This is a genomic window from Herminiimonas fonticola, from assembly GCF_003293745.1.
Classification (GTDB): Bacteria; Pseudomonadota; Gammaproteobacteria; order Burkholderiales; family Burkholderiaceae_D; genus Oxalicibacterium; species Oxalicibacterium fonticola.
Genome location: NZ_PTLZ01000001.1, coordinates 1,310,530 through 1,327,730, shown reverse-complemented (window position 1 = coordinate 1,327,730; position 17,201 = coordinate 1,310,530). Strand labels below are relative to the sequence as shown.

Here is a 17,201-nt window from a genome sequence, read left to right as displayed (position 1 = left end):
AACGGCCAGCAATAATGCAATGAAAAGATTACTATAAAACCACGTCATGAGCGGCCAGAAAAGCAAGCGCTTAAAAGAGGAATTTCCCACTCATCGATTGCGCAAGACTTCTTTTCTTTCCATGTGTTCTTACTCTTTTAAACTCTCTCGGCGATAACGGCATCCGTCGCCTTTACGAGGTCCTTGACGAAACGAATTGCTTTCTCTAGTTCATCCCTGCGAACTAAGTGCGGAGCCGCTTGGCCATTGTTAGCAGGCTTGGAACGGTGGACAGCATCACCTCTTTTCGCAATCAAATCATTCAGGGTGCGTTTTGCCTTTTCACTGTCCATGTGCAGCCATACCCAGCCTTCAGTAACATCTATACCCAGATAGTCTGAAAAGAGCTTTCGTGTTTTTTCTGCGTTAGGGTTGTGGAAAGTCTTTAATTCTTGCGCTAGTTTCAGATGCACGAAATTTCCAATAAAGCTTCCGCGAACTATTTTAAGTTGACTGTCCATTTCTTCGGAGATACGGTCTTCAACATAAGTCTCCCAAGCAGTAAACGCCATTACCAGCGCCGCGCGCTTTAACACTTCTGCGCTTGTTGGCGTCGGGGGCTTTGCATTCAACGCATCAAAGTGAGCTAAAAGCTCATCCGCATCTTTGATGCTGGACTCAAAATTGGTTAGTGCGACTGACATTTCAATTTCCTTAAACGATTGCAATATGGCATTCGGTATTAGGCCTCACCGTATTAGAAAACAATACCCATGAATATGGGAGCTCGCGAGTCACTGAAGCCTCTCGATGAACATCGCCCAGAAATATTCAGATGCTCCCTCTTGAGAGAGCTGTTCTTTATCAGCTCTACCAAACATACCCATTCCAAGTGGTTTCAGGTACAAGGACTGATTATCGTTTTCTACATGCAGCATTTCATTCGACGTGCCAGCAGAGACATTCTCGCCACTTGCATATGTAATCTCTCGATTACTGAATCCCCCCATTCGGACAGTACAAGCAGCTTGGCTTTTCCCATCGCGATACACCGCAGCCGTAAAGCAACGACCATCTACACGTTGAAATCGAGTTTGAATACCAGTATTTCTAGCTTCAAGCTCTTGCAGCGAAGCTTCAAAAAATTCGGCCATAAACTCGTGCGTATCCTGACGATACTGGTCACGGTCAAATTCCGTAAATTCCTTTTTTAGTCTCAGATTACTAGTGCGAAGCTGCGCAGGTTGAGCTTGGAATTCAATCTCTGGTAGCGATTCCGATATTCCTCTTAATGGACGTGCGTGCGCTGGCTCTGCAACCGTCTGTAAGCTACTAATGACTTTACGGACCTGCTGAGCGATGTCAGCAAATGCCTCGTCATGGTTTGCCCAGCTCGTCACCGCTTTACCGTCTTTAGGAACAGCAAGCAGCTTGCCAAAGGGTGCCGAATGCCAATCACACGGCTTCAAAATGACAGGAATGACCCTTGCACTTTTATCTTCGTGGCGTTCCATCGCTCTATTCATTTCCTTACCGAAACAGTAGTTCGACGCAGTGAAACTTGAACTTATCAATAAGAGGATGACGTCTGCTTTCTCAAGATTGACACTGATTTCATCATCAATTTCTCTACCAGCTTCAATTCTGCGGTCATGCCAAATCTCGATGAAACCTTGGGTCTTCATTAATGACAGATGCTCCTCGAGCTGGTCTCTTAGGTCTTCATCTTTGTGACTATATGAAAAGAAAACTGATGCCATGATGTGCGCTTTTCGTCGTTAGGTGATATGAAACGTTCGATTCAAGGTTGTGCGGGATGTACTGCATGGAGATGATTTGAGAACCCATCCGCTGCTTCGCAGCGCCAAGTGACCCAAAGCTTGCATTTGCCCTCATTATCTTTTCCCGTATCCAATTCGAGTGCAAGCCAGTTTCGAGCTGGCATCACATATTGGTTATGGCCCGGGAAAAGCATCATATCCACACCATACTGAACATCAATTATCTGGCTGTCCTTTGCCGAGCTATTCAGATATGCGAGAAAAAGACGTTCCATCATCCCTACCAACGATGGGTGTACAACCCCTGAGGAGGTGAACTGCTGAATCTGTGCCCAGTTCGATGTGGGTGGAATATCCTTCCGATAAGCGGTACCCCATGCTGCCACATGTACATCACCAGAAACGATGGATACGCGAAGCTTTCCAACTTCAGCAACGCGTGCCAGATTTTCGAGCAGGCGCTTGCGCTCACCTTCATGGTCATCATGCGACCAATGGTCTTTGAGGTCATCAGCGCTGCTATCTGTGACGTGCTCTTGCCCAAATCGGTCAAGAAACCCTTCTGCGAAACTTAGCTTAGGGTGAGCAACTGGAACCGAAGACAGAAGAATCAAATGCTGGCACTTTGCCTGTTCAGCGACGTCAACAGTTGCGACGGCATTCATCCAATTCTGCAAAGCACCCCAAGTATCAGGGCCCATTACTTGAGTCCGAGAACGCTCAGTACGCAGGTCGGCTGCGACTAATGCCAGGGGCCCTACCCTATAGACCGATGTAAATCCGGGTTGTCCGGCCAGTACAGGTAATGCAAGCGCGTCGGTTGCTTGGGTACCAGGCCAGTCAATCGCCTTATAAAGCGGGTCACGGGGCAGTATGTTCCGCTCTATGGTGGCCAGTTCAGGCAAATCTTCAATGGCATGCTGCATCTGAAATACCCAAAATGCTTGGCGCGCATATTTGAAAAGGGTCTTAAACACGTCAGAGCTTTGCATTTCAGGGCTATATGAGCCCCAACCGTCGAAGATGTCATGGTCATCCCACATCATGATGGATGGGATGCGCGATAAAGCATCTGCACAATCGCGATTGAAATCGCCGGCACCCCATGCGCGACGTTCATTTGGAAGCCAGCGTTGGCTGTAGTGTCCGAAATAGTAGTTCGCAATCTCGGTTTCCAGAGCTTTGGTGACCTTAAAGTTGATTTGCTCATCACGAGAGAGATTTATCCACTTCTTTAGACCTGTGACATCCTCCCAGATTGAATCAAAGTAGATTTGGTCACCGCCCATCAACAATAAATGGAAACGCTGGAAACCCTTATCATGCGTTCTCGTTTCATGCCAAAGCTGTTCTTTGTCCATCAAGTAGTCTTTGGCTCGCAAAGACTTATCGTGATTGGATAGCAAATCCTCCCAGACTGCATTGGCTGGCCTTACCAGCTTTCGCATCGCACTGGGGTCAGACACCCCGTTGCACGAAACATAAGCCATACGTGGTGCGTAGCCGCGGCCTGGCACGGTGAAATTCCATTGCAACTCATCCCCGATGCCAAACGTCACCTTGCGCTCGACGTCTTGCAATGTGCATGTAAGGTCGTACCTGAGGAAAACGTGCTTTTTATGAGTGCAAAGCACACGAGGATGTTCGCATTTAACACCCTCTAAAATTAGCTCGGGGATGTCGACATCTTTAGAAATACCAACCAACCCTGTGACAATCCATTTGTCGTCCTTTGCTCCCCTGAAGGACAAGACAGGGCCTAAAACCAGTAGTTGCGCCATTACTTCACCTTCTTCTTGTTTTCATCCGCGATGACATTCACGATTCGAGCCCGTGATTTAGCGCGCGCAGCTAGCTCGGAAGCCTCCCCCGATTGCTCCAACCATTCCATGAATCGTTGAAATGCATGCCGCGTGTGTGTCGAATCGCGACAATTTGTTAGGAAAGCAAATTGCACTTTCTGAGTATTGTCGGCGACGTACACACCAAACTCGCCACTGACAACTGTCGCGTCAGGGAAACCCAGTAAATTGGAGGCCTGCGTCTCGGTAGCAGACTTATGACAGGCAATAATATGCAGTGGACCGGCCGCTTTCTTCAAACTGCTAGCTAGTTCATGGTCCTGAAGAAACGGGCGGCCAACCAACTCGCGGGCCGCTGCAATGGTGAATGCTGCAGGAATAGCATGAATTATGGTGAGAATACTAGTTTCACCTACAAGCAGATTAACACCAGCATCCGCGGCCTGGGCTCCCTTGTAAGTGACCATCGAATCGCGCAGGACTTTCTCCATTGCGGATTTGCGTTGATGGAAGTTCAGGCGAGACCAGTCCAGAGCCTGACCTTTATTGAATTTGCTAGAGCCAAAAGCAGCAACTCCACGCTGAGTCAGTGAAATGAGCGCTTCGTTGATGGCATCCCGAACGCGCTTCTTCAAATCATCGATTGTTTTGGCTTCTCCACCATGGAATGGCGATATCTGACTCAGATACTCTTGAAAGCGCCTGTTGCGCTCACCCTCTTCGCCCTTTTTATCAGTGACATTGGGGAGTGCAACCACTCGAACCTTGGCCTGTGTGGTCGATAGGCCTTCTGCGTATTCAGCATGACAGATGCCAATATCTCCGGCAGTTTTAGCCCATCCGGCTTCACCATTAGAAATCACAATCAAGATATCGCAGTCACGAACTTGCACAAGGCATGCTTCCCAACTGTCGGCGTCGTGGCCAACAGGAGCGGAATCTTCATTAATCCAAACATCAAACAACTGATGACCCAGCAGCTTTTCTCCTTGGATTTCTTTTTGAAGTTCCTTCCTTATCTCGGTCAGAGATTTTCCGGTTGCATCGTTTGGAAACTTCGTAGTGCAACGACTCGACAGCATGATGCTGATTCTTTTAGATTTGGCCACTTCCCTGTCTCCCACAATTAACGCAATTTTTATGTCATGGGCACCAATAATATGCGATGTTCAATTGCCACACTGCTATAAAAAGACATTGCCCTTCCCAATAATATTTCCACAAGGTAATATTTCATCGTTTTGAGGCAAGATATTCCATATCTCCAGGCCGACGTCCGGTTACATCATTGACCACTCATCACAGCACCTAAAGTCTGGGACTCTGCACTGAAAAGGAAAATGTAGTTGAGCAAGTTAGAACACCCTGTCGCCGTTTACTACGATAAACATGGCAAGCGTCACGAAATTTTGGCTTCAACACTTTCAAACCCAGCCAAATTTGCAGAGTCACGAAACAATGACTTGTTGGATGAATCTGAACAAATTTCCTTAGGCGTTAGAGAAGAGAGCACCGCCGCTGTCGCGCATTTTTTTGAGAAAGCCGAATCAAGGGGAAGTCGTAAGATATCTTTCTGCGAATCCGACCCAAGACACAATGAGAGGGTAGACAAACTAGTTAGCGCCCTCCAACGCACCACAGAGTTAACCCTTGAAATTTGCTTTCGCAAAACGGTCAATGGTGAGAAAACGGAAACCACCGAGAATATCGCGAACTTGAGTGGGTATCGATGGGGGCCGGAAGTGCATCGAATACAAGATGCTAAAACGATTATTCGCCACGACATCTTTGCTCAAGACCCAGAGCTCGCGATGTCAATCCATCGTCCGTGGATAGCAATTGAGGTAATCAATACGCACTTTCCAGATGAGCAGACATTCAATGCCATGCTCAAGACAAGCGAAGCTCTACCGCTGATGGTTCTTTTCGACTTCGTCGAGCGTAAGGATTACTTCTTGAAAGTCGATGAAGCGAAAAAGACTCTACGCATTCAGGGAACGACCTACTACATTAAAGAAGGCAAACTCTGGAGAGGTGAAAATGCCACGAAAATTGCGAGCTCTAGGGAGTTTGAAACAGAGTACAAAGCGATGATTAAGCGTTGGACTGAGTACCGTAAAAACAATCCTCTCGCTTGAGAGCATCGGAAGTCATTTTTCAAAACCCTATCGAGGGAAAGCGCGTATAGCGAACGATTAACGCGTTAATTCCGGCAGCCCGATTAATCCCGCTGCCACTCTCTCGGCTTCCAGACGTCGTCCAGCCCGGGCAAGCACAGCAAAGTGAACGTTTGGTCGTAATTCTGGGAGCTTACCTTCATCTCCCGCAACATCAATGATTTATCTGCATGTTTGAACCAGAGCGATGCTGATATTGACACTCCCTCTCGATTTATCTCTACAGAACTGTCGTCTGCGAGCGAGCCGACAGGAATCTCAACAGGACTGCCCTTCGACCTGATGAATGCACCTGCCTTGAATGCCGGGTCACTAGCCCATGCCCAATTTATGTATCCATCTCTAGACACAACCAACACTGCTTTTTGGGTTGTATAGCTCAGCCACTTGAGCGTCGCCGCAGTAAGCGATACACCATAGCGCTTTGCGCAAGCACTCAAGATATTAAGGTCGACCTTATCAGGAACTTGATTCCGGAAATCATCAAGTGGCATTAACAAGTACGAAGCGAACATATCGGCTTGAGCCTCGATGTTTTGCTCATCCGGGCTCCAATCCCGCATGTCCTCTTCCGTACATTGGAATGCGTCTCGCGTTAGGCGGTGAAGAATATAGTGTCCAAGCTCATGCGCCTGGGTAAACCTGATTCTGCCTTCCGATGGAAGCGTCTCGTTATAGACCAGCATCCAATTCTTGCGTCCTTCGCTCGCAAACAATCCGCCTTCAAACGACTTGATATCAGCAGCTACAACTTGCGATATCGGGTCTTGCCATTGAAAAATATTTGCTGCTTCAAGCGCTAACTGTTCCACATCTATAGGGAACAAAGGAGTTTTATGGGCGTTAGCCGCTAACTCTGCGAGTTTGAATAAACGAGAAGCCGCGCGAGGCGGAGTCCAGAGTTGGGCGTTCAAAATTTACTTTTTGAAAGTACTTAGAATCTTACGTAGTTGCTCTTTCGCCTCGGGCTCAAGAGTCTGATATCCACGGAAAAAGGCATCGTCTATATGACGTTCCTCTGGAACCCGCGAATCTTCTTCTAGAAAGAAACTTGAAGATACGCCTAATGCATCACCTAATGCAGTTAGCTTTTCTGCAGATGGACGCTGGGACTCTCGATTCTCGAGCTCCCACAAGTAACTTTTACTAAGACTAGCCTTTGCAGCTAATACATCGAGCGTCCAACCACGCTCTTTACGCAATGTGCGTAATTTTTCGCCAAGACGGGTGGGCATTAACTTGGCCTCCTAAAACATATATCGTTAAAAAATAGTATCACTATTCCGAACTTTTTGTTTGACAAAGGAAGGTTAACCTGAAAAACTAAGAATGTTCGCTTTTCCGAACTTTTTCTCCCGATGAACACAAATCATTGAAAGAACCGGATGTCCAGAGCTCATATAGACCATCGCGACCTAATTAGGTTTGCAGAAGACAAAGTAAATCTGTCGAAGAACGACGCTACCGATTATCGCGCTCAGGTACGCCGGTTGCGTGAAAAGCTGGAAACGCACATCAGTGAAAATCCTGACTTTACACTCCGTAAAATGCAGTTGTCCGGAAGTTTGGCAAAAGGTACAGCCCTTCGCACGCTGAACGATATCGACGTTGCCATGTACGTCAGCGGTCCGGATGCACCCGGAAAAATCTCCGACCTGCTTGATTACATCGTTAAGCGTCTGCAGACAGCCTTCCCCAACTTCTCGGACGACCAAGTCAAAAAGCAGACCTATTCAGTCACAGTATCGTTTAGAGGCAGTGGACTTGACGTCGACGTCGTGCCTGTCTTGTATTACGACGAGCCAGATTGGCGCGGCAATCTAGTCAGTCAAGAAGATGGTTCATTCCTCGAGACCAGCATCCCACTTCATCTCGAATTCATCAAAAAACGTAAGGAAAAGCACCCGCAACATTTTGCTCAGGTCGTTCGACTGGTCAAGTGGTGGGTACGCAAACTAAAGCTGGAAGATGAAAACTTCCGCTTTAAATCGTTCATGGTCGAACTTATGTTGGCCAAGCTCAGCGACGACGGGGTCGATTTTTCAGACTATCCGAATGCGCTTCAAGAATTCTTCACATTCCTTGCTGCTGGTGGCCTGGAAAAGCGGATTGTTTTCTCTGACCACTACAAGCCATCAGATGTCCCGGCTTGCAATGATGTAGTCCAGATTTTTGACCCTATCAATCCACTCAATAATGTCGCCAAACTGTACCAGCAGGCTCAAGTCGATGCTATATCAGATGCAGCAAATGATGCTGGCGATGCTATCGATGCAGCTTTAAATGCTCCTACTAAGGAGCTCACGGTGAAGTATTGGCAAAAAGTTTTTGGCAGTTCTTTTCAGGGGTGAACCATGAGCAGCTCTTTTACCGTTTCTTCGTCCTCCACTTTCACTGTGACCCATGCTCGTCACCTCGCGGCTAAGGTGAAAACTGATTTAAAGCGCATGCAACGCTTTTATAACAGCCCATCGGATGTAATGCTGGACAAATATGAAACTGAACTTACCGAGCTTATAAGGAACGGGTACCTTAGCTCTGTAATTTTTGGGTATAAGCGCGATGGTCAGTTCATCGAACCTACCCTAAAGTACACCGCCCAAGAACTTAGTGGTGCAGGCGCCGACGATGACCCAGGCAAGGTAAAACCTGGCGCTGACATCCAAGGGGCATCTTTCTCGAGCTATCTTACATATAGCGCCAAATGGCATGCGCTAACGCTTGATGAACAGAATCGATTCGAAGCTACGTTGCCCTTTCAAAGAAACAGTGTTCCTGAACCCACTTCTGCTGGCTACTACGTCAGCGACAACAACTATTCCTCGGGTGGCCGCACCCTAGGCAGACAATCAATGAGGAGCTACTAATGAGCGACCAGAATCCGTCTTTGTTTGAGCGCACTACGAACTTTCCAGACCCTGATGCCAATCGCCGTCTTCAGCGCCTCATTGGCATGGAAGACAAAATCAAGCGTCTGGCCAATATGTTGGGTGTGCTCGTCAATCCACAGGGCTTGAACGATTGGCTCAAAAAGCATCACTCTGAAGCCACTTCACTTTTGGATACAGTCATGCGCCGTCCTCCTCTCATCATCCTGAATGGCGATGTTGGCTCGGGTAAGACCGAACTCGCAGAGACCATCGGTGATTTGGTTGCACGCCAAGAAAAAATCGAGATTGAGCTGCTGCCGCTGAGCCTTTCTTCACGTGGTCAAGGTCGCGTAGGTGAGATGACTCAGCTGGTTAGCGCGGCTTTTGAGACCGCCTACGATAAGGCTGCAAAGTTGAAGTCGAGTAACGGTGGTCGCGCTCGCGGTGGCGTCATTTTGCTTGTCGATGAAGCAGATGCTCTTGCGCAGTCACGTGAAGAAAGCCAGATGCACCACGAAGACCGCGCTGGCGTCAACGCATTCATTCGTGGAATCGACAAGCTTGCCAACGGTCGAGTCCCTGCCGCAGTCATCATGTGTACCAATCGACTCAACGCCCTCGACCCAGCGGTTAGACGACGTGCTGCTGATATTCTGGACTTCGCGCGACCAACCGACGAGCAGAGGCATCATGTGTTCGAACGTTGGCTGTCTGATGCAGGATTCAAAAAAGCTGAATTGGCACAGTTGACCGAAGCAACCGGTAATAACGGCAATGGTCGTCATGGGTTCACGTACTCCGACCTGACTCAACGCCTCCTGCCTTCGATTGTGTTGGACGCTTATCCAGCAGGACCAATCAAGGCTGCTCGGGCTATTGAGATTGCACGTAGTATGTTGCCGACTCCACCGTTCAAGGACGCTTAAGTAGTCTTTATTACCAACAAGGGAAATCTATGACCACAGCTCTGGCTGCAGTTAATGACGGGATGAGTTTCCAAGCACGACTATTCTGGAAGAAGGCTGTTTATCTCTTTGAAGAGAATCCCTCCATTGTGAAAGTCGCCTTCGAGTCAGGGCCGAAGTCGTTCGACGATATTTGGGTCGAGTACGCTCCCGGGCGTGGTCATAGCGATTTGTATGGTCGCCCCATCCAGCGTGAACACATTCAGTGCAAATGGCATGTTAATGCCGGCGACTTCGGTTATGAAGACTTGACTGACCCTGATTTCATTAATGCCAAGACTAATTCCCATCTCCAAAAAGCATGGGCGGCATATCAGAACTTCGGAGCTATCCCAGACGGGGCCGGTCGCTTCGTACTTCTGTCAAATTGGCACCCCAGAATGACAGACCCCATTAAAAAAATCGTCAATCAGCGAGATGGGGGCATTCAGTTACACAAACTGTTTGACGGCACAACTCAGCGAAGTGAAATGGGAAAAGTTCGAAAAGCTTGGTCCAAACACCTTGGCATAGACGAAGACAAGCTCCAAGAGCTGTGTAAGTCACTGGCGTTTACAACGGACTCACAGACGCTTTTGTATCATCGCAATGACCTAGACTTAATGTTGCAACGTCATGGTCTGCGGCGCGTTCCGGCTAATGAGGATGCCTGCTGGTTTGACACATTACCTTATCAATGGCTCGCTCAAGGACGGATTGAATTCACCTCTCAAACGCTTCGTGACGCGTGCACGCAGCAAAATCTATTCGAGAAGGCATCTAACAAGATTTACTCGTTGGGCGTCAAATCGTTCGAACATCCAATCGACCATCTGGAAGACCGATGCGCGAAAGTGCTAAACCTCACTCACTCATTTAATGAACGCAAGATTCGCTCCCATGAAGAATGGGCACAGACGCTATATCCAAACTTGAAAAGCTTTTTGCTGACAGAAGCCAAAGACCATGAGCGGATTCAGTTAGCCTTAGATGCACATTTGACGCTTTCATTCGCAGCCGGCTCTATTCTGAACATCAAATGCGGCAGACAAATCGAGCTTGAGCAGCGCGTGTTCCGCACCAAAATCTGGCATGCAGAAGATGATGACGTTGATACTAATCTAGCGGCATGGAATTTTGACTACCAAACTCCTGAAGATGAAGGTGTAGAGCCTACAGACCTTTATGTATCTGTCTCGTTAACCCATGACGCCCTGCCAGATGTGAAGAAACACATCCAGATAATTGGTATTCACCCGTCAATACTGGCAGCCAAATTTGTTGATGGAACTGGAAACGCTGTAGTTAAGAACGGTCGACATGCAGCCAAATTGGCCGAAGAATTGACGAAACAGATTAATGCTTTGAAACGTCCAAGGCAGACTATCCACCTTTTCATCTCAGCACCAGCTGCGTTCGCATTCTTCCTAGGCCAACTTCAACCTTCGCTGGGGTGCGTTCGGCTTTACGAGTACGATTTTGGCGGGATGAACGGCGGGGGCTATAGTCAATCGTTGGAATTGCCCATTTAATCTGTGGCAACAGGAAATATATGCAGATTAACAAGCACTATAGACTCACTAATAGCCGCCCACAAAAACAAAAGCCGCACTTAATTAAGTGCGGCTTCGTCGAGCATTGAGCCGCTTAAAAGTTGTTATAAAGTAATGCGCATTTGCATGCTGCGTCTCTAAGAGACCATATCTTTGCCTCATGCAATGGTAAAGCCTGCGCGGTTGAGGCGGCCGAAAAAATTGACATGGTTCTTGCCAATTACCCAAATGCTAGATAATCTACTTTTCAGGTCTATGACCAAACGCTAGAAATTTAGTTAGTTTTACTGCCTTGCTGACCCCGTCAGCAGGTCGATTCGCTATTTGTGAGAGGGTACACAATGGAGAATCGATGGATAAGCGCTTTATATGCTGCCCTAAACAGGCCGCACTATCTAAAGAGATATCAGGCAGACAAAGTCACCGTGCCTTAAAGTTGGCCTTGCCGTTTTCAGCTAACTATGCTCAGGTTCAAAGCCCATATTTCCAATACGTGGCAGCACGCCAGGAAAAGCGCTGCAGCAAAACGTCGACTATTAATTTTTCGATTAAGCCCCTCTGGCGTTTCATAAATTCCCAACTCTTTAAGCCTACGCGGCAGTTCTTTGGCACCGTCTTTGCGCGGCGCCTTTTCATCTACCAACGCTTCTCAGCAGTATGGTTCGTAATCGAACCTGCTATCCGATTGCTATGGTCACACCATAACTTTCAGGTTCGATTACATCGTGTCTTAAAACCTAAAATCGCCACCCACTCCCCAAACTTTTTAACATCACTGACTACGTTTCTATATGTCAGCAGAAACCAATCCATTGGGAATGCTGATGCTAGATAAAACACAACTCGTTGATTTATTCGACCGCCTGGAAACACCACGCTCAGGTCGCGTATTAGTTACAAACGCAAGAACGCAGGCCCCGGTACGTTCCGTCAAATCTCGCGGTAGCAACGTCATTACGCTTTTGGCAAGTCATAAAATGGGGTGCGAAATTCGCACCGAGAGTCGTCACATCGAATTCGCTGCTGCTATCGAGCGAGAGTATGACCCACGAGTTCTTGAATATTACGCACAGCCCTGTGAACTAAAGCTGGAGCTGACCGACCCGGCCACTGGCGAGATTCGCCGCATTACCCACTTCCCTGATTTTCTTGTCATACGCCGAGATGGCTTCACGCTTGAAGAGTGGAAGTCAGAAAGCAAGCTAGAGCGTCTCGCAGAAATGTATCCCTATCGCTTTGTAAAAGGCAGCGACGGGAGATGGTATTCGCCACAAATTGAAAAGCAATTAACCGAGCTTGGCATTGGCTATCGCATCTTTAGTGACTTAGACCTACCTCGACGTCGCGTAGACAACCTATTGCATCTGGCGGATTACTTTCATCCCGCAGCCCCGCCTTGCGACCAGCAGGAACTTGTCCGTCTCAACGCGATACTGGCGCAGCAAGGTTGCCTGCATATCGCTGAATTGATGGCGCAACCATTCAACTTTAGCGCCGATGACTTGTTCAAGGCCATCGCCGATAACCTGGCCGTCGCTGACTTGGACCATGAGCTGCTGTCAGAACCGCGCCGCTCTCGGCTTTATCGCGATGCCACATTCCGAGATTTCGTGCGCGCGGAACAACAGCCCACCGTCGCCCTTGGTCAAGAACGGTTTGTTTTCGAAATCGCAGAAGGAGTCTGCTTTCTCTATGAATCACAGCAACTGGTTATTTCGCTGGTCGGCGAGAAAGACATCGTCTGCCGCAAAGCAGACGGAGCCACTCTTAGCCTCACCCGCACTTGGCTAACCCATGCTTTTGAGTCTGGCCAAATCGTTATGGATAACCCGGCAACACACGCTGGCCTCGATTTGGTACGTCACTCTCAGGAAGCACTCAATTCTGCCTTGCACCGACGAGCAATCTTAAATGATGCTGAGCAGCAGCAAGTCAGCGAACGCACCATGCGCCGCTGGCTTGCGCGCCAACGCGCAGCAACCTCCAACGGTGCCAACGACGTTTTAGCGCTTGTCCCACGTACCACTGCAAGGGGCAATCGAAGTGAGCGATTGAGCACGGAACAGGTCGACATGTTGCATAAAATTTATGAGACGAAATGGCGCACTACTGAAGCAAAGAACTACAAGAACTGTCACAGGGAGTTACGCGTTGCGTGCGATGCGATAGGCATTCAAGCGCCGTCATATCCAACATTGATTAACTACATCAAGACGCAGCAAACCGAAGGTGATGTGCGAACCCGCCATGGAAAACGCATGGCCTACCAAAACAGCGAATGGACTGATTTTTTGCGCTACGACACGCCAATGCATGGCAGTCGTCCATTTCAATACATACACGTCGACCATACACAACTTGATATCGAGCTCATTTCTAGTCGCTCCGACAAGCCACTCGGGCGGCCTTGGCTCTCACTGGCAGTCGATTCATATACAAGGCGCATCGTTGCTCTCTACTTGACCTATGACCCACCGTCATACAGGTCAGTGATGATGGTGATGCGGGACCTTGTAAATCGTCATGAACGACTACCTGAATTTATCGTCGTGGACAACGGTCGCGATTTCATGTCTGAAGCCTTTGAATCATTTTTGCAAGTAATGAAAGTGCACTTGCGGTTTCGTCCTGCCGGCAAGCCACGCCACGGCGCGGTACTCGAGCGGATGTTTGGTCGCGCGCATTCTGAATACGTCCACAACCTAGCAGGCAACACAAAAGAAACCAAAAACGTCAGGTCACTTTCCGGGTCGCACCTACCTGAAAAATTTGCGGAATGGACATTGGAAAATATGTATTGCGGACTGCAAGCCTGGGCATTCGATTACTACAACCAAGAGCGCCACCCCGCTCTGGACTGCAGTCCAATTGAACTACACGCCAAAGGTATCAGGAACAGCGGTGCTCGTCCGCAACGCCAAGTACTTTGCAACCAAGACTTCCTGATTGCAACTTGCCCTCCCGCTGACCGAGGTGGAGTTCGCAAGGTGCACCGACAACATGGCATCAAAGTTAACGACATGTTTTATTGGAATGCTGAATTCAGAGACCACCGTATATCAGGTCAAACCCTGCAAGTGCGATATGACCCGTGGGATGCCTCATCGGTATACGTGCGTTTAAAAAACCAATGGGTTCACGCCCGGTGCCGAGCCATGGTGCAACTGGGCCAGTTAACGGAAACCGAACGGAAAGCCCTTACCGAGGAATACCGCAATCACAGCAAAGACCAGCACGATGACGAGAAGGCTATGCAGCGACTTCGTGAATTCATGCAGATTTTTAAGCCTGAAGGAGCTATGCAAATCGCTATGGACCGTCAACAAGAAAACAAAGCCCTTTATAACCACCTACAACTGAGCAGTATTAACCCAGTTGTTCAGTCAATAAAAACATGTCTTGTAGAAGAAGCATCCGAGTCCGCTGCGTCTTTGGAAATCAGTTCCGTCACACCCAAGCTACCAATGACGCATCCCCAGACAACAGAGCACAACCTTTTACCTGATTTTGATAATTTTTAGAATGAATACCATGACCAAAACAACTAACCAAACCGCTCCATCACTACTGGCAGCACTGCCAGACTCTCCAGAGAAACTCAATGGCGTGCGCATCAAGCACACCCGCATCGGCCAGATGATGAATGAACTGGAAACCCTTATCTATCCTGAAAGCCAAGACAGCATTTTGTTAGTTTGCGGTCCGACTGGTGTGGGCAAAAGCACACTAGCCACACACATAGTTAGCAACGCGCTTCAGAAGGCAACTGAAGAGATGGAGCAAGATGCAGGAGTAATACCGGCGGTATATGTCCAAGCGCCTTCTTCCGGCGAAGACGATTTTTCTTGGCGCCTGTTCTATCAGCGCATTCTGCAACAACTAGAAGGCGAGTTGAGCATGAAGAAAACCGCTTATGGCATCGATACAGAAACTGGAAGGATGGTGCGTCCGCGAGGAGCTACGGGCAATAGCCTTAGTGCATTGCGTACGGCAGTCGAGAAAGCATTGACTGCTCGACAAACGCGTTTCTTGGTGATTGACGAAGCAGCTCATATCATTCGCCAGACGCGACAGAGTCGGCTGGGAATTCAGCTCGACACGCTGAAATCCCTAGCAAACGAATGCGGTACTCAAATGGTCTTGGTCGGCGCGTACGACTTATACCAACTGGTTTCATTGTCTGGTCAGCTTGCTCGGCGCACCCATGTGCTGCATTTCGAGCGATATCGACAGGACAGTGAAGAAGACTTGCGCGCATTTCGAGCTTGCGTTCAGAAATTCCAGAATACTCTGCCCGACTTGTGGGGCGAGCAGCTCATGCCACATGCCGAAGCTCTGCTGGAAAATACACTAGGCTGTGTCGGCACTTTGAGTTGCGTACTGACCCGCGCAGCGAAACTGGCGCAAAAGGACGGACGGTGGTCAGTTGATGCATTGCGACGCGCACTTTTGACGGAGGCGCAACGTCACCAAATTTTGGAGGAGATTATGGATGGTGAAGCAGCCATCAATCCCGGATTAACGAGAACAATGCCACGCTCGCATATTCATAATAATCGCCGGCCTAGCAGGAGCGTTGCATGAGTCAAATTCAACGCAATCCGCGCTCAACCTTGCATGCACTCATTCCATACGGAAAAGGGACTTCTGAAGTTGAAAGTCTGGTGAGCTACTTTTGCCGTTTGGCAGCATCCCACAGTGTTTCGACTCTGGTGCTATCTCGTACGATTGCAGAACATTTCGAACAAATAGTCGCTGCAGGCTTTGATTGGCATGAACGACAAATCGCAGGTATACGGGAGTCGGCATTCACGTGGTCGGCCGGACTATCTGCTTTAACCTCTGTACAAGGTTTGGATAGATTAACCTTCTTGCCATGGCGAGAAGTTATTTCGCAGAACGGGTTATCTATCGTGAAACGGGGTCAATTCTGCAGCGCGTGCTTTGCAGAAGACATCGAATGTGGACGACAACCATATTTCCGTTTGGCATGGGAGTCAGCAGAGGTCTCGGTATGTAGTAAGCACGGCCAACGTTTGACGCGCCACTGCCAACACTGCGGAAAAGACAACGTTCGCCACGCTGCTGCCTTCGTTGTGCCAGGCTGGTGTACACATTGCGGCGTGCCATTAGCGAAAGCAAAAGAATACCAAGCAGATGTTGCGATTGAACCTGATGAATTGTGGCGGGCAAGGCAAGTCGGAGAATTACTTGCCTCGCAAGAAAGCATAACCGCTGAGGTGAGTCGAAACACATATCTCGCAGGCATCACACGAATTATCACTGAGCTGCATAAGGGGCATAGTGCTTCTTTTGCACGCAGAATCGGGATTGCTAAAAGTACGGTGCATCATTGGTTCAAAGGAGATGGCACACCGACATTAGCTATTAGCATGAAGATTGCTGCCCATCACGGCACAAGCCTCAAACAACTACTCACCGGCGACCTAAGTGACTGGCAACCGCCAATGATACAAAAGCAATTAGTTTTGCAGCTATCATCCGCGGTCCCAAAACCGCACAAGACACCAAGAGAAATAGATTGGCTGGAAATCGAGAAGCAACTTTCTACATTTCTGCTTTTACCGACACCAATCAGCGTACTGGAAGCAGCACGCCGACTGGATTTGGAGGCAAGACAGCTTTATTTGCGGGCAAATAAAACCACTCGTCAGTTAGGTGAACGATGGAAAACTTATTTGAAACGACGACAAGAATCCAAAGTCATTGCAGCTTGGCCCTATCTTGAGGTGGCTTGTCTTGATTTATGGGCAGAAGGGAAAGCAGTGACGCGACGAGAAATTGTGGCGAGAGTACCAGAAGAAATTCTGTCGCCGGTCGCCAATTTACTTAATGTCCTGAAGGAAGTTCAGGCGCATCTTCAACGTACCGGTGAAAACGAAAATACCCACACCTAAAACCAATTCTCTTCTTTGTACAAAAACGCCGGCCCTTAGTGGTCGGCTTTTTTATGCGCAGATTTTTTTAATTATTGGAGTGTCACCGGCGGCTAACACATTTTTTGAATAAAGCAAAATGTGGCCTATCGGGAAATAAAGCATAAGCTGTCCAAGTGGCCAAGTTATGCTTAACGG

15 protein-coding genes are annotated in these 17,201 nt (G+C 48.5%); 8 read left to right on the top strand and 7 right to left on the bottom strand.

Going from position 1 to position 17,201, the window contains the following annotated elements; all coding sequences use genetic code 11:
• Positions 1-137 precede the first annotated feature (137 nt).
• From Hfont_RS06560 to Hfont_RS06545, 4 genes are all read right to left on the bottom strand, one after another.
• Positions 138-683: a HEPN domain-containing protein gene (locus tag Hfont_RS06560; protein WP_112991469.1), complete on the bottom strand. Its 546-nt coding sequence runs from the start codon at positions 681-683 to the stop codon at positions 138-140.
• 90 nt (positions 684-773) lie between these two features.
• Positions 774-1,739, bottom strand: a complete 966-nt coding sequence (locus tag Hfont_RS06555; protein WP_112991468.1) for a toll/interleukin-1 receptor domain-containing protein — start codon at positions 1,737-1,739, stop codon at positions 774-776.
• Between the two features lie 41 nt (positions 1,740-1,780).
• The gene (locus tag Hfont_RS06550) at positions 1,781-3,541 is read right to left on the bottom strand and encodes an alkaline phosphatase D family protein (RefSeq protein ID WP_112991467.1); all 1,761 of its coding nucleotides are present in this window, start codon (positions 3,539-3,541) and stop codon (positions 1,781-1,783) included.
• Positions 3,541-4,671 carry a DUF4062 domain-containing protein gene (locus Hfont_RS06545; RefSeq protein ID WP_112991466.1) on the bottom strand — a complete coding sequence of 377 codons (1,131 nt, stop codon included), beginning with the start codon at positions 4,669-4,671 and terminating at the stop codon, positions 3,541-3,543. Before Hfont_RS06545 ends, Hfont_RS06550 begins: the two co-directional genes overlap by 1 nt.
• A 237-nt stretch (positions 4,672-4,908) precedes the next feature.
• Here Hfont_RS06545 and Hfont_RS06540 point away from each other — a divergent pair, with 237 nt between their 5' ends.
• On the top strand, positions 4,909-5,700 hold the full coding sequence (locus Hfont_RS06540; protein WP_112991465.1) for a hypothetical protein: 792 nt from the start codon (positions 4,909-4,911) through the stop codon (positions 5,698-5,700).
• Between the two features lie 83 nt (positions 5,701-5,783).
• On the opposite strand, the gene Hfont_RS06535 is transcribed toward Hfont_RS06540, so the two are convergent.
• Together Hfont_RS06535 and Hfont_RS06530 are read right to left on the bottom strand one after the other, a co-directional pair.
• Positions 5,784-6,653, bottom strand: coding sequence for an ImmA/IrrE family metallo-endopeptidase (locus Hfont_RS06535; RefSeq protein ID WP_206604463.1), 870 nt, complete (start codon positions 6,651-6,653; stop codon positions 5,784-5,786).
• Positions 6,654-6,656: 3 nt separating this feature from the next.
• Entirely contained in the window at positions 6,657-6,974 is a 318-nt protein-coding gene (locus tag Hfont_RS06530; protein WP_112991463.1) for a helix-turn-helix domain-containing protein, read from the bottom strand.
• 150 nt (positions 6,975-7,124) lie between these two features.
• Between Hfont_RS06530 and Hfont_RS06525 the strand changes: the two genes are divergently transcribed.
• From Hfont_RS06525 to Hfont_RS06510, 4 genes are read left to right on the top strand one after another with little or no spacing between them, the layout of a single operon-like run.
• Positions 7,125-8,090: a CBASS oligonucleotide cyclase gene (locus Hfont_RS06525; RefSeq protein WP_112991462.1), complete on the top strand. Its 966-nt coding sequence runs from the start codon at positions 7,125-7,127 to the stop codon at positions 8,088-8,090.
• A gap of 3 nt (positions 8,091-8,093) precedes the next feature.
• Positions 8,094-8,606 (top strand): HORMA-1 domain-containing protein, encoded by a 513-nt coding sequence (locus tag Hfont_RS06520; protein WP_112991461.1) that lies wholly within the window; start codon positions 8,094-8,096, stop codon positions 8,604-8,606.
• On the top strand, positions 8,606-9,535 hold the full coding sequence (locus Hfont_RS06515) for an AAA family ATPase (RefSeq protein ID WP_112991460.1): 930 nt from the start codon (positions 8,606-8,608) through the stop codon (positions 9,533-9,535). Before Hfont_RS06520 ends, Hfont_RS06515 begins: the two co-directional genes overlap by 1 nt.
• Before the next feature lie 29 nt (positions 9,536-9,564).
• On the top strand, positions 9,565-11,085 hold the full coding sequence (locus tag Hfont_RS06510) for an SAVED domain-containing protein (protein ID WP_112991459.1): 1,521 nt from the start codon (positions 9,565-9,567) through the stop codon (positions 11,083-11,085).
• A gap of 472 nt (positions 11,086-11,557) precedes the next feature.
• On the opposite strand, the gene Hfont_RS15305 is transcribed toward Hfont_RS06510, so the two are convergent.
• Positions 11,558-11,749, bottom strand: coding sequence for a DUF6471 domain-containing protein (locus Hfont_RS15305; RefSeq protein ID WP_421800983.1), 192 nt, complete (start codon positions 11,747-11,749; stop codon positions 11,558-11,560).
• 148 nt (positions 11,750-11,897) lie between these two features.
• Here Hfont_RS15305 and Hfont_RS06505 point away from each other — a divergent pair, with 148 nt between their 5' ends.
• From Hfont_RS06505 to Hfont_RS06495, 3 genes are read left to right on the top strand one after another with little or no spacing between them, the layout of a single operon-like run.
• Positions 11,898-14,627: a Mu transposase C-terminal domain-containing protein gene (locus tag Hfont_RS06505; RefSeq protein ID WP_241523019.1), complete on the top strand. Its 2,730-nt coding sequence runs from the start codon at positions 11,898-11,900 to the stop codon at positions 14,625-14,627.
• 10 nt (positions 14,628-14,637) lie between these two features.
• Positions 14,638-15,690, top strand: a complete 1,053-nt coding sequence (locus tag Hfont_RS06500; RefSeq protein WP_112991751.1) for a TniB family NTP-binding protein — start codon at positions 14,638-14,640, stop codon at positions 15,688-15,690.
• Complete coding sequence (locus Hfont_RS06495; protein WP_112991458.1) at positions 15,687-17,024, top strand: helix-turn-helix domain-containing protein; 1,338 nt, start codon at positions 15,687-15,689, stop codon at positions 17,022-17,024. Before Hfont_RS06500 ends, Hfont_RS06495 begins: the two co-directional genes overlap by 4 nt.
• Positions 17,025-17,201 lie beyond the last annotated feature (177 nt).

Bases quoted from the DNA above. Each gene is read 5' to 3' on its own strand.
- Hfont_RS06560 (WP_112991469.1), bottom strand. From the start codon at position 683: ATGTCAGTCGCACTAACCAATTTTGAGTCCAGCATCAAAGATGCGGAT.
- Hfont_RS06555 (WP_112991468.1), bottom strand. From the start codon at position 1,739: ATGGCATCAGTTTTCTTTTCATATAGTCACAAAGATGAAGACCTAAGA.
- Hfont_RS06550 (WP_112991467.1), bottom strand. From the start codon at position 3,541: ATGGCGCAACTACTGGTTTTAGGCCCTGTCTTGTCCTTCAGGGGAGCA.
- Hfont_RS06530 (WP_112991463.1), bottom strand. From the start codon at position 6,974: ATGCCCACCCGTCTTGGCGAAAAATTACGCACATTGCGTAAAGAGCGT.
- Hfont_RS06525 (WP_112991462.1), top strand. From the start codon at position 7,125: ATGTCCAGAGCTCATATAGACCATCGCGACCTAATTAGGTTTGCAGAA.
- Hfont_RS06520 (WP_112991461.1), top strand. From the start codon at position 8,094: ATGAGCAGCTCTTTTACCGTTTCTTCGTCCTCCACTTTCACTGTGACC.
- Hfont_RS06515 (WP_112991460.1), top strand. From the start codon at position 8,606: ATGAGCGACCAGAATCCGTCTTTGTTTGAGCGCACTACGAACTTTCCA.
- Hfont_RS06510 (WP_112991459.1), top strand. From the start codon at position 9,565: ATGACCACAGCTCTGGCTGCAGTTAATGACGGGATGAGTTTCCAAGCA.
- Hfont_RS06505 (WP_241523019.1), top strand. From the start codon at position 11,898: ATGTCAGCAGAAACCAATCCATTGGGAATGCTGATGCTAGATAAAACA.
- Hfont_RS06500 (WP_112991751.1), top strand. From the start codon at position 14,638: ATGACCAAAACAACTAACCAAACCGCTCCATCACTACTGGCAGCACTG.
- Hfont_RS06495 (WP_112991458.1), top strand. From the start codon at position 15,687: ATGAGTCAAATTCAACGCAATCCGCGCTCAACCTTGCATGCACTCATT.